Genomic DNA, 12,840 nt, shown 5'->3' on the forward strand with positions numbered 1-12,840 from the left:
AGGCCGGGACCGGAGCCGAAGGCCGGGACCGGAGCCGAAGGCCGGGACCGGAGCCTTCGGCGACCGGCGGGTACGCCACGCCCTCCCGGTCCGCTCCCGGCTGCCGGGACGGGAGCGGACCGGGGCCGGGGGTGGCCGACAGGTACGTCGTGTGGGGGTGGGGTCAGAGGGTGGTGGCCAGTTCGGTGCCCTGCTTGATGGCGCGCTTGGCGTCGAGTTCGGCTGCCTCGTGGGCGCCGCCGACGAGGTGGGGGGTGAGGCCGAGGGCGCGCAGGGCGGTGTCCAGGTCGCGGCGCGGTTCCTGGCCGGTGCAGAGCACCACGGTGTCCACGGGCAGCAGCTGCGGCTCGCCGTCGAGGGTGAGGTGCAGTCCGGCGTCGTCGATCCGCTCGTAGCGGGCGCCGGCGACCATGGTGACGCCGCGGTGCTTGAGCTCGGTGCGGTGGATCCAGCCGGTGGTCTTGCCGAGCCCGGCGCCGACCTTGCCCGCCTTGCGCTGCAGCAGGTGAACCCGGCGCGGCGGCTCGGGGCGCTCGGGGCGGGCGAGCCCTCCGCGCTCGCGGTACTCCTCGTCGATGCCCCAGTGGCGGCGGTGGACGGCGGCGTCCAGGCTCGCCGCGTCGCCCGCGTCGGTGAGGTACTCGGCGACGTCGAAGCCGATGCCGCCCGCGCCGAGGATCGCGACCCGCTCGCCGACCGGGGCGCCGTCGCGCAGCACGTCGAGGTAGCCGAGCACGCTGGGGTGGTCGACGCCCGGCAGGTCGGCGGCGTCGGGGACGCGCGGGGTGACGCCGGTGGCGAGCACGATCTCGTCGAAGCCCTCCGCGGCGAGGTCGGGCGCCTGCGCCCACGCGCCGAGCCGCAGCTCCACGCCGAGGGCGTCGAGCCGGTGGCGGTAGTAGCGCAGGGTCTCGGCGAACTCCTCCTTGCCGGGGATGCGACGGGCGATGTCGAGCTGCCCGCCGATGGTGTCGGCCGCGTCGAACAGGGTGACCCGGTGGCCGCGCTCGGCGGCCGTGACGGCGAAGGCGAGGCCGGCCGGTCCGGCGCCGACGACGCCGATCCGCTTGGCGAGCCGGGTGGGGGCGAGGACGAGCTCGGTCTCGTGGCAGGCGCGCGGGTTGACCAGGCAGGAGGTGATCCGCCCGCTGAAGGTGTGGTCGAGGCAGGCCTGGTTGCAGCCGATGCAGGTGTTGACGGCCTCGGGGCGGCCCTCGGCGGCCTTGGCGACGAACTCGGGGTCGGCGAGCAGCGGGCGGGCGAGCGAGACGAGGTCGGCGAAGCCGTCGGCGAGCAGGTGCTCGGCCAGCTCGGGGGTGTTGATCCGGTTGGTGGTGACCAGCGGGACGGAGACGGAGCCCATCACCCGCTTGGTCACCCAGGCGTAGGCGCCGCGCGGCACCGAGGTGGCGATGGTGGGGATGCGCGCCTCGTGCCAGCCGATGCCGGTGTTGATGATGGTGGCGCCGGCCTCCTCGACCGCCCCGGCGAGGCGGATCACCTCGTCGAGGGTGGAGCCGCCGGGAACGAGGTCGAGCATGGAGAGCCGGTAGATCAGGATGAAGTCGGGGCCGACCCGCTCGCGCACCCGGCGGACGATCTCGACCGGGAAGCGCATCCGGTTCTCGTACGGGCCGCCCCACTCGTCCTCGCGGTGGTTGGTGGCGGCGGCGATGAACTCGTTGACCAGGTAGCCCTCGGAGCCCATGATCTCGACGCCGTCGTACCCGGCGCGCCGGGCGAGCTCGGCGCAGCGGGCGAAGTCGTCGATGGTCCGCTCGACCTCCTCGGCGGTGAGGGCGCGCGGTGGGAAGGGGCTGATCGGGGCCTGCACGGCGCTGGGGGCGACCAGGCCCGGGTGGTAGGCGTAGCGGCCGAAGTGCAGGATCTGCAGGGCGATCCGGCCGCCGGCGGCGTGCACGGCGTCGGTGACGACGCGGTGCTCGTCGGCCTCCTGCTCGGTGGTGAGCTTGGCGCCGCCGTCCCAGGGGCGGCCGGCCTCGTTGGGGGCGATGCCGCCGGTGACGATGAGGCCCACGCCGCCGCGGGCGCGTTCGGCGTAGAAGGCGGCCATCCGCTCGAAGCCGCCGGGCGCCTCCTCCAGGCCGACGTGCATGGAGCCCATGATCACGCGGTTGGGGAGGGTGGTGAACCCGAGGTCGAGCGGGCGCAGCAGGTGCGGGTAGGGGGCTGCGGGGGTGCCGGCGGTCGTCGTCATCGCGGCGTCTCCTGGGAGGGGCTGGTGGTTACTCCACGGTAGGGGACGCGCAGGACCCTATGCAACCAGTTGCATAGGTGATCCGGGGAACACCGGCCGGCTTTCGCTGACGGATCATCAGTTCACGTCGTATCGTCGACAGGTCGACGGAACGAACGAGGAAACGACGGACATCGGCGGACGGGACCCGGTCGGCGGGCCCCGGCGAGGAGGGGAGAAGGCCGTGCGGGGTGGATCGGTCGCCGTGGTCGGCGGCAGCATCGCGGGGTGCGCGTTCGCGCGGGCGGCGGCCCGGGGCGGCGCCGAGCGGGTCACCGTGCTGGAGCGCAGTCCGGGACACCTGGAGGACCGCGGGGTGGGCCTGTGCATCCTGCTGGACCGCTACGACGAACTGGTCCGGGCCGGGCACCTCGACGACGGCATCCGGCACCACCCCGTCACCGCCCGGCACTGGCTCGCCAAGGACGAGCGCGGCTCCGGCCCGCGCGGGCGGGCGCTGTGGGTGCAGCCGATGGCGATGCACTCCTACCACTGGGGCGTGCTCTGGCAGGGCCTGCGCGAACGCACCCCGGAGGGCGTCGAGTTCCGCCCCGGCACGGCCGTCACGGCGGCCGGCGGCACCGACGCCGCCGGGCCCGCCTGGGTGGAGACGGCGGCCGGCGGGCGCGAGGAGCACGACCTCGTGGTCGGCGCCGACGGCCACCGCTCGGTGGTGCGCACCGCCGTCTGCCCCGAGGCCCGCTCCGAGTACGCCGGGTACGTCGCCTGGCGCGGCAGCTTCGACGCCCGGCTGCTGGACACCCTCCCGGGCGGCGCGGCCCGCTGGCCCGAGCAGGAGGTGATCACCGTCTGCTACCCCGGCGGTCAGGTGGTGCTCTACCGCATCCCCGGCCTCGAACCCGGCACCACCCTGGTCAACTGGGTCTTCTACGCCCCCGCCCCCGCCTGGCTGCAGCGCGCCGACGAGGACTCCGACCCGCTCGGCTTCCCGGTCGGCTCGCTGGACGCCGCCCACCACGGCGAACTGGCCGAGCTCGCCGGGCGCGTCCTGCCCTCGTACTGGGCGGGCGTGATCACCCTGACCCCGGTCGGGCGGATCCTGCTCCAGCCGATCCACGACCTGGAGACGCCGCGCCGCACCGCCGGGCGGCTGCTGCTCGCCGGTGACGCCGCGACGCTGGTCCGCCCGCACACCACCAGCGGCGCCGCCAAGGCGCTCCAGGACGCCTGCGCCTTCGAGGACGCCTGGCGGACGACGGCGGACTGGGCCGACCTGCTGCCCGGCTACGACCGCGAGCGCGGCGCGGCCGGGCACGCCCTGGTGGACCTCAGCCGCCGGCTCGGCCGGGCCCAGGTCACCGGCGCGCCGGACTGGTCGGCCATCGACGAGCCGGGCATGGTGGCGTGGTGGCGCCAACAGCTGGGCAGCACCGGCGGATTCGGCGGGCTGGCGCTCGACCGGGCGCCGAACCCGCCGTCGGCCACCGGGCGTTGACCCGCTCAGTCGACCGCCCGGTGACCCGCTGCCGACCTGCGGGGTCCCCCTCGGGGGGCCCGCCGGTCAGACGTTCACGCGGATCGGACGTTCACGCCGGTCAGACGTTCACGCCGTAGTCGGTGGCGATGCCGCGCAGGCCGGAGGCGTAGCCCTGGCCGATCGCCCGGAACTTCCACTCGGCGCCGTTGCGGTACAGCTCGCCGAAGACCATCGCGGTCTCGGTGGAGGCGTCCTCGGTGAGGTCGTAGCGGGCCAGCTCCTGGCCGTTGGCCTGGTTGACGATCCGGATGAACGCGTTGCGCACCTGGCCGAAGCTCTGGAACCGGGCGTCCGCGTCGTAGATCGACACCGGGAAGACCACCTTGGCCACCTCCGCCGGGACGGCGGCGAGGTCCACCTTGATCTGCTCGTCGTCGCCGTCACCGCCACCGGTGAGGTTGTCACCGCTGTGCTCGACCGAACCCTCCGGGCTGGTCAGGTTGTTGAAGAAGACGAAGTGCTGGTCCGAGACCACCTTGCCGTGCGCGTTGCAGAGCAGCGCGCTCGCGTCCAGGTCGTAGTCGGCGCCGGTGGTGGTACGGACGTCCCAGCCGAGTCCGACGATGACGGCCGTCAGTCCCGGCGCCTCCTTGGTCAGCGAGACATTGCCGCCCTTGGCCAGCGAAACTCCCACGATTGCCCTCCTCGGTCGCTCTCCCTGCCAACGAATCTACAGCACTGTAGAGATCACGAGTATCCGTCACCCGACAACAGACCGGCCACGTGGTCCGGCAACAGACAGGCCCGCCCGGACAGCAGTTCGACGAACGCCGCCGTGAGCGCGTCCGGCCTGGTCCGGGTGTACGCCGCCAGCGGCCGGCGCACCGGCGGCTCCGGCCGGCGCACCAGGCCCTCGAACCCGGCCGGCACGATGTTCGCGGGCACCAGCGCCGGCCCCAGCCCGGCGGCCGCCAGCAGCGGCGCCGCCGCCGTCTGCTCGGTGCGCACCGCCGCCCGGGGCCGGAACCCCGCCTCCGCGCACGCCGCGTCCAGCAGGTCCGCCAGGCCGTTGCCCGGCGCGTAGTGCACCCAGTCGCATCCGGCCAGCTCCGCCAGCGGCACCCGGCCGCTGCCCGCGCCCATCTCCTCGGGGAGCACCAGCACGAACTCCTCCACCCCCAGTTCCCGGATCGGCCCTTCCCAGTCCGCCGGCGGCGTCCCCACCGCCACGTCCGCCTGCCCGGCCGCCATCGCCGCCCGCAGCTCCTCGTTGTGCGCGAACTCCCGCAGCCGGATCCGCACCCCCGGATGCACCGCCCGCCAGGCCCGCAGCACCGGCGGCAGGATGCCCAGGCTCACCGAGTACACCGTCGCCAACTCCAGCTCCCCGCCCGCCAGTCCGGCCGCCTGCCGGGCCGCCGCCCGCACCCGCCCGGCGTCCGCCAGCGCCGCCCGCGCGTGCGGCAGCACCGCCCGCCCCACCGGCGTCAGCCGCACCCCCCGCGGCAACCGCTCCAGCAGCGGCCCGCCCACCGACTTCTCCAGCGCCCGCACCTGGTGCGACAGCGCCGGCTGGGTGACGTGCAGCAGCTCGGCGGCACGGGTGAAGGAGCCGGTGTCGACGACGGTGACCAGGTACTCGAACTGCCGGAGGGTAGCCATGCACGCAGTTTATGGGTTCGACAGAAAACAATCCTTGGACGCATCACCGCTGGTCGGAGCAGCCTTTAGGCATGACCGCCAACACCTTCCCCCTCCCCCTCCCCGTCACCCTCCCGCTCCCCCTCGCCTCCCGCCGCGTCGTCGTGGTCGGCGCCGGCTCCCACACCGGCCGCGCCCTCGCCCACGCCGCCTCCGCCGCCGGAGCCGAACTGATCCTCGCCGGCCCCGACCCGCGCAAGCTGGAGTGGACGGCCGGCGAACTGTCCGGCCCCGCGAAGGTCGTCCCCGTCGACCTCACCGACGAGGCGTCCATCGCCGCCCTCGCCGCCGCCACCGGCCGCTTCGACCACCTGGTCTCCACCGCCGCCCTGCCCGCCAACGGCCCGCTCGCCGACCTCGAACTCGCCGACATCCACCGCGCGTTCGCCGCCAAGGTCTACGGCCCGCTGCTGCTCGCCAAGCACCTCGCCCCGAACGCCGCCACCGACACCCCCGACGGCGCCTCCTTCACCTTCTTCTCCGGCGTCGCCGCCTGGCGCCCCGCCCCCGCCCGCACCGTGATGGCCACCACCAACGGCGCCCTCGCCTTCCTCGTCCAGGCCCTCGCCGTCGAGATCGCCCCCGTCCGCGTCAACGCCGTCTCCCCCGGGATCGTCGACACCGGCGCCTGGGACCGCCTGGGCGCCGACAAGGCCGCCTTCCTCCACACCACCGCCACCCGCAACCCCGCCCGCCGCACCGGCACCACCGACGACCTGGTCCACGCCGTCCACTACGCCATGACCAGCCCCTACGTCACCGGCACCGTCCTCCACGTCGACGGCGGCGGCCGCCTGGCCTGATGGTGAGCGGACCCCTTCCGCTTCCGCCGCCCGGGGCGCGGCGTCCGTCCAGTAGTGGAAACAGGCCTCCACACACCTGCGGAGCCCCCGGGCTCCGCAGGCCCGGCGGGTTCGAAGTCGACCTCGTCAGGTACGGCGACTCGAACTCGTCGACGTACAGCCCGGACGCCCGGTCAGAGGAACCGGATCTCGGCGGCGGCGACGACCACGATCTCGCCGTCCGGGGGAACGTGGACGGCGTACGTGGACGCCGAACCGTCCCGCTCCATCCCCACCCCCACGACCTCCACGACATCGCCGCAGCTCATCGGCACATCGGGCATGTCGTCGAGGATCTCGGCGGAACAGCCCAGGAATCCATTGACCGCCGCCAAGGGATCCAGCGGGCTCAATTCCCCGGCCGATTCGAGAAATTCACCCGGAAGGCTCCACAGCGAACCGTCCTGGACCAGGTAGACCCCGTAGGAGATGTCGCCGCCTTCGCTCACGGCTTCCACCACGACTCCGGCCGAACCGACCAGCTCGTCCCCGAGGAACAACCCGTCTCCGGACGGTTCGGCGGGGTTGCGGAGACGGACGATTTCACGCCGGGAGAACACCGCTCCGGCCGGCCAGGAGCCCCCGCCGTCCGCCCCGTTCGCATGCCCCACCGGACCGCCCCCCAAGGAAATGGATTTCTCCGCTCTGAATTCCGACCATAATACGGCAGGCCCCGCCGATCCCTGGGATCGGCGGGGCCTGCTGCTCAGGCGTCGGGCGTCAGTGTCCCTTCTTCTTCGACACGTGTGTCAGCCTTCCCTTGAGGCTCACGTTGAGATGGTTCACCTTCGTACCGAAGTACTTTCGGTGGTTCTTGAGCTGGACGTCCCACTCCCACTTCTCACCCGCGGTGCGGGACGGTCCCTTGACCCAGGCGTTGCCGTGCTTGTCGAGGATTCCGCTCCGGCCGTTCACCCGGCCGGTCGGCAGCGGCTGGTTGGGCCGCCAGTGGGACGGCGGGACGTACCGGATCTTGCCGCGCGTGGGCAGACCGTGGGCCTTGATCACCGCCTTCTTCGTGATCGGGCAGACCTCGCTGGTGTTGTGCACCAGCGCGTCACCGGTGCCGCCCGCCACGAAGTAGGTGTGCGCGTCACCGACATTGAGGTTGTAGACGAGCTGGTCGGCGACATCGCCCTCGTCCTCGACGGAACGCACCTCGGCCGGGACGCCGTCCGAGCCGATCAGCCGGTCGCCCACCTGGACGGCTCCCGCGTCGACCCAGCCGCGGTCCTCGACGAAGACCGGGTGGTAGGCCGTGGCGCGGATCGCCGGAGTATTCGGGTCGAGGTCCGTGTCGATGTCGACCATGTGCTTGGTCGCGAAGGTGACGAAGACCTCCAGGACCGGCGCGGCCATCGCCTCACCGGTGACGGGGTCGACGGCGGCGACACGGTCACCGACCGCCACGGAGCCGATGGGGCGGTAGTTCCCGTCCGCCATCAGGACCGGTGTGCTCGGGTCGAAGGAGTTGCAGGTCCGGAACACCCGGCGGGCAACGGACGTCACCCGTTGTACCTTCGACGACGCCCGTACGGCCTTGACCGTCGCGGCCGCGGCCTTGACGACCGGTCCCGCGCCGACGGTCTGGGCGACCGCCGTCACCGCCATCTCGGCGGCCTTCTCCCAGTTCCCCGTGACCGCGTAGGACACCGAGGAGACCGCGGCCGCGACCGCGCCGATCGGACCGGGGATGTAGGACGCCACCTCCGCGACCTTGGCGACCACCTCCACCGTCTTCTTCAGCCACTTGGGCATGCCCCAGTTGCCGTCGAGGTCGGTGCAGTTGACCGGGTCACCGGTGCAGTAGTCGTAGGCACTGGCGTTGCCACCGGGGACCGGGTCGATCTGCAGGAACCGTCCGAGCGCCGGGCTGTAGAGGCGGGCACCCATGAGGATGTCGCCGTCCTGGGCCTCGGCCGAGCGCTGCTTGCCGCCGAGCCAGCCGTAGCGGACCACCGCCTGGCCGTCCTGCGGAATGCCGAACTCGTCGAAGTCCAGCACCACCGGCGCGGTCAGCGCGGTGTCGGTGGTGATGACCACCGAGCCGAACAGGTTGGTCAGCTGGAGCCGGACGTCACCGGTCCTGCTGGTGGTGGCGGTGAGGTCGCCGTCGGGGCCCGAGACGTTGCGGGTCAGGGTGCCCTGGGTGGTGTCCTCGACGGTCCAGCGGACCTCGTCGCCGTCGTCGCCGTAGTGGTTCAGCTTGGACGTGGCGTTGGCCCAGGAGCCGTCCGCCTGCTTCTTCGAGGTGGTGAACGCGGTCAGGCGGTGGGCGGCGTCCAGTGCCCACTCCTGCTTGGTGTCCCCCTTCTCCTGGGCCGCCACACGGTCGTTGGCCCAGTAGGTGTTGGTCGCACCGGTCGCGGTGGTCACCGTGCGCCCGAAGGCGTCATAGGTGTAGCCCGCGTCCGTGAGGCGGTCGGCCCTGTCGTAGGTGTGGCTCTCCGCCGTGGCCCCGTCCGTACTGCACCCGCCGGACACGCCCTTGGGGGACGTCTGCTTGGACAGGCGGTTGGAGCGCTCGTCGAAGGCGTACTGGCGGGTGACGCAGCCGGTGGTGACCGTGGACTGCTCGGCCTTCACCAGCCGGCCGAGCCGGTCGTACTGGTAGGTGCGGGTGGCGGTGGAGCTGGTGTCCTTGGCCACCTGGCCCTGGGTGGAGATGTCGGTGGTCTGCGCCCAGATCACCTTGTTGTCGGACGTGCGGGTGTAGGTGCGGCTCGTCGCCTCGCCGACCGCGTTGTAGGTGTCCTTGCGGACGATCCCGCCGGGGTAGGTCTGCTCGACCAGCTGGCCGTCCGGACCGTACTTCGCGGTGAACTCACCGGCGACGCTGTCGTTGACGGAGGTGACCAGTCCGCGCGGCTCCTTCGCGCGGTCGTAGGCGTAGGTGGTGAACCCGGTCGGGTCGGAGACCTTGACCGGCTTGCCGAACCTGTCGAACTCCGAGGTGGTGGTGCCGCCGTCGGCGTCCGTGTAGGAGATCAGCCGGCCGAGCTGGTCGATCACCCGGGTCAGCGACTTGCCGCCCGCGGTGGTCTTCACGATGTCGCCGGTGGCCGGGTCGAACTCGGTGGTGATCTTCGGCAGCGCCTTGCCCTCGTCCGAGGTGATCTCGGTGGAGGTGATGCGGTCCGCGCCGTCGTAGGTGGTGACGGTCTTGCGGGACTTGCCCGCGTTGGTCTCGGTCACCTCTTCCGGCTCGTTGAACGGCGAGTAGCGGGTGATCCGCTTGACCGGCAGGGTGGTCGGCATCCGGGTCGCGTCGGCGTCGGCGATCGCACCGCCCGGACCGGTCACGCAGGGCAGGCCCGCCCACTCGGGGCGGTTGGCGCAGAGCGCGTCGTCCGGGTTGGCGCCGGCGGTGTAGAACACCGACTTCACCGTCCCGGCATCGGCACCGTTGGAACCCGGCCTACGGGACTCCAGCGCGTGGGCGGAGGCGTCGTACTTGACCGTGGAGGTCAGCTTCGCTCCGAGCGCATCGGTGGTGACCGAGGTCGCCACCTTCAGCGCCCAGCCCGAGGTGCCGCCGATCGGAGTGTCGTAGCCCTTCTTGGTGACCCGCAGCTCGACGTCGTCGGCATAGCCGTCGATGCGGGCGCCGTCGGTCTGGGTGGTGACCAGGTGATAGGCCCGGCCGTCCGGCTTCCCCTCGTCGTAGGCGATCGTGTTGTGATCCCGCGCCACCACCGAGGTCCCCGCCACGAGGGTCGGGTTGGTGGTGGCCTTGGTCAGCGTCACCGTGTCCAGCCCGGCGTGGTAACGCGCGCCGGTGCTGGCGGCGTTGGTGCCGGTGACGGTGACCTTCAGCTCGTGGTCACCGCGCGCCAGGTGGATCGGCGCGCCGACCGCGTACGGCGCCACGGCCGGATCGGCGGAGTACTGGTCGATCGGCTGGCCGAGCGGCTGGCCGTCGATCGCGAACTGCACGATGCCGTGGTCGTTGTACCTGGTCTGCTGACCGGAGAGCAGGTAGTCGCCCTCCTCCGGCACGCTGACGCGGAGCGCGACGTAGCCGCCCGCGGCGGTGGCCCGCACGCTCAGGTGCGCGCCGCCGGACCAGATGAGACCGCAGCAGTTGTTGTCGATCTGGACCGGAACGGTGCCACCGAGCTGGGGCAGCTTCTCGGCCTCCGAGGTGACGGTGACCGGGGTGGTCTGGCCGTTCACCTGCTCGGCGAGCGACGCACGGTAGACCGGGCCGAGCGTCTCGACGACGTCCAGACCGTCAGGGCTGTAGGTGGTGAGCGTGTCCAGGAACCGGGCCCGGGACTTGGTGATCTCGGCCTTGCGCGCCTTCTGCTCATCGGTCAGGTTCGCGGCCAGCAGTTCGGCCGGGATCTGGGGCAGGGCAAGTTCGGCCGTGAAGCGGTCCCACTCAGGGTGGGTGCCGAGCGCGATCGCGCGACCACTGGCCTTGAGGGAGCGCACGATGTGGCCGTAGCGGTCGAACTCCCTGGTCTCGATGTCGCCTTCGGGATTGATCGACGCGGTCGCGGTGTTGACCTCGGAGCCGGAGGCGTTGAGGTAGTGGACGGTGGCCCGCTTGTAGCCGTCCTTCCCCGGCTTGACCGCCGTCGCGGTGTTGATGGCCGGGTCGTCCTCGGGACCGAAGACTGCGGTGGCGTCGGTGGGTGCGTCCAGCTGCGCCCACTTCGCCACGTCCGCACCCGACAGGTCGTACGGACCGCCGGCACCCGTGGTCAGCGGCACCTCGTACACGACGTTGGTCGCGACCTCACCGCTGACCTGGTCCTTGCTGCCCTGCGCCAGCGCGGCGCGGCGGACCTTCAGCAGGCGCCCCGGGTCCTGGTCGGCCGCGGCCTTCCCGTAGTCGAAGTTCCACGGCAGCTCACCCGCGGCGGTGATCCTGGTGACCCGGCCGTCCGTGTCGTAGGCGTACGAGGTCTTCAGCGGCTGCGTCAGGCGCGGGTCCCAGACCTCGGCGAGACGGCCCTTGTCGTCGTACACGTAGCGGGTGACCTCGACGGCTTCCTGCTTGGAAGTCACCGGGTTCCACGACCAGACCTTGACGGCCTTGACGCGGTCCAGGTAGTCGCCCGGTGCCGTGGCCGTCGCCGTGGTGGACTTCGCGTACACGTACTCCATGACCTCGCAGCCGCGCGGCAACGGGTCGACGGAGCAGTGGTTGGCATCGTCGACGCCCGGCTCGACGGGCGGGATCACGCGCTTGACGAGCGAGCGGCCGTCGGAGGTGTCGTACTGGTACCGGGTGGTCGAGTCGGCCTCGGCGCCGATGTCGGCGATGACCTGGTAGATGTTCGAACCGGCCTGGCGGGCGAAGACGGTCTTCGAGCCGTCCAGCTCGCCCAGCTCATAGGTGGTGCCGTTGGTCTGGACGTCCCAGACCTGGTTCGCACCGGCCCAGCAGACCCAGATGGTGGCGCCGTTGTAGGCGTCCAGGCACTTGCCGGAGTGGCGGTTCACCACGATGCCGTTGGAGTGCACCTCCCACTGCTGGTTGTCGCCGCCGTTGCAGCCCCACAGGGTCAGCCGGGTGTTGTCGCCCGTCACGCCCCACGGGTTGTCGAGGCAGTAGCCGAGCACCCGCAGCGTCAGGTCGTCGCCCCGGGTCCACTGCTGGTTGGTGGCACCGGTGCACGGAGCGCTCTGCAGCACCGCGCCGTTGCCCGCGGAGCCGTTCGGCACCTCCAGGCACTGGCCGGTGGCGTTGAGCACGATCGCACCGGAGGTGGCCGGCACGGCCTTCAGGGTGAGCGACTCGGAGCCCGGCTCCGGGAAGAGGGTGCCGTCGGTGCCCTTGGCGAAGGTCAGCGAGGCGTCGTCGTTGCCCTTGATCTCGACCAGGTCGGACTGCGGGAACGACAGCGAGCGGTAGTCCGAGCCCGGCCCCGCGTCAGCACCGCCGGCCCACTGCGGACCGAACGGCGCGACGATCTCCTTCAGCGACAGGTCGTCGAAGAAGACCTCCTTGCCCGTGCCGGGGAGGTTGCCGTTGTACAGCCGGAACCACGCCTGGTCGGCGTCCTTCGGGACGACCATGTCGACGGTCAGCTGCTGCCAGGCGTCGGTGAACGAGGCCTTCTTCGAGGTGATCTGCCCGAAGCCGGCCGCGGTGTGGTAGAGGCCGGTCAGGGTCAGGCCGCGGTCGGCGAGCGGGTTGTCCAGGCCGGTCGCGCCGGGGACGTAGATCCAGCCGGTGAGGCGGTACGTCTTGCCGGGCTGCATGCCCTGGGCGAAGGTGTACTCCGGGCCGACGGCCGCGTAGCTGTCCCAGCCGTTGCCGGGCTTGACCAGCAGCGAGTCGGTGGAGCTGTCGTGGCCGCGGGCGGTCGAGCGGCTGAGCTCGGCCTGGCCGGCGGTGAAGCCGGTCAGGTCGGTGCCCACCTGGCGCTGGTTGGCGGTCAGGCGCTCGCCCTGCGGCTGCCAGCCGCGCGCGAGGTCACGCGAGGAGGAGGTGCGGCCCACCGAGGTGCCGAACTCGTCGGCGTCGGTGACGCTGACGGAGAGGTCGCCGGTGAGAAGGTTGACCGAACCGGGACCGATATCGGTAGTCGCCGCGCCGTCCGCGTTGCGGTCGACGGTGAACGTGTTCCACACCGTCGCGTACCCCG

Annotated in this window: 7 protein-coding genes; 2 read left to right on the top strand and 5 right to left on the bottom strand. The window is 72.0% G+C overall.

Annotation, left to right across the window (positions count from 1 at the left end):
- Nucleotides 1-163: 163 nt before the first annotated feature.
- Entirely contained in the window at nt 164-2,218 is a 2,055-nt protein-coding gene (locus ACFXAM_RS33480) for an FAD-dependent oxidoreductase (RefSeq protein ID WP_380297034.1), read from the bottom strand.
- A 223-nt stretch (nt 2,219-2,441) separates the two neighbouring features.
- On the opposite strand from ACFXAM_RS33480, the gene ACFXAM_RS33485 reads away from it, so the two are divergent.
- Nucleotides 2,442-3,713, top strand: a complete 1,272-nt coding sequence (locus ACFXAM_RS33485; protein ID WP_380297036.1) for a monooxygenase — start codon at nt 2,442-2,444, stop codon at nt 3,711-3,713.
- A gap of 100 nt (nt 3,714-3,813) precedes the next feature.
- Here ACFXAM_RS33485 and ACFXAM_RS33490 read toward each other — a convergent pair whose 3' ends face one another.
- Together ACFXAM_RS33490 and ACFXAM_RS33495 are read right to left on the bottom strand one after the other, a co-directional pair.
- Nucleotides 3,814-4,389 (bottom strand): TerD family protein, encoded by a 576-nt coding sequence (locus ACFXAM_RS33490; protein WP_380297037.1) that lies wholly within the window; start codon nt 4,387-4,389, stop codon nt 3,814-3,816.
- A 53-nt stretch (nt 4,390-4,442) separates the two neighbouring features.
- Nucleotides 4,443-5,357, bottom strand: a complete 915-nt coding sequence (locus tag ACFXAM_RS33495; RefSeq protein WP_380297039.1) for a LysR substrate-binding domain-containing protein — start codon at nt 5,355-5,357, stop codon at nt 4,443-4,445.
- A gap of 71 nt (nt 5,358-5,428) precedes the next feature.
- On the opposite strand from ACFXAM_RS33495, the gene ACFXAM_RS33500 reads away from it, so the two are divergent.
- Nucleotides 5,429-6,199: an SDR family oxidoreductase gene (locus ACFXAM_RS33500; protein ID WP_380297041.1), complete on the top strand. Its 771-nt coding sequence runs from the start codon at nt 5,429-5,431 to the stop codon at nt 6,197-6,199.
- 173 nt (nt 6,200-6,372) lie between these two features.
- On the opposite strand, the gene ACFXAM_RS33505 is transcribed toward ACFXAM_RS33500, so the two are convergent.
- Nucleotides 6,373-6,849 (bottom strand): hypothetical protein, encoded by a 477-nt coding sequence (locus ACFXAM_RS33505; protein ID WP_380297042.1) that lies wholly within the window; start codon nt 6,847-6,849, stop codon nt 6,373-6,375.
- Nucleotides 6,850-6,958: 109 nt separating this feature from the next.
- A complete protein-coding gene (locus ACFXAM_RS33510) occupies nt 6,959-12,826 on the bottom strand; it encodes a ricin-type beta-trefoil lectin domain protein (protein ID WP_380297044.1) in 5,868 nt (1,955 codons plus the stop codon).
- Nucleotides 12,827-12,840: the final 14 nt, after the last annotated feature.

The sequence above is a fragment of the Kitasatospora sp. NPDC059462 genome, from assembly GCF_042749955.1.
Lineage (GTDB): Bacteria > Actinomycetota > Actinomycetes > Streptomycetales > Streptomycetaceae > Kitasatospora.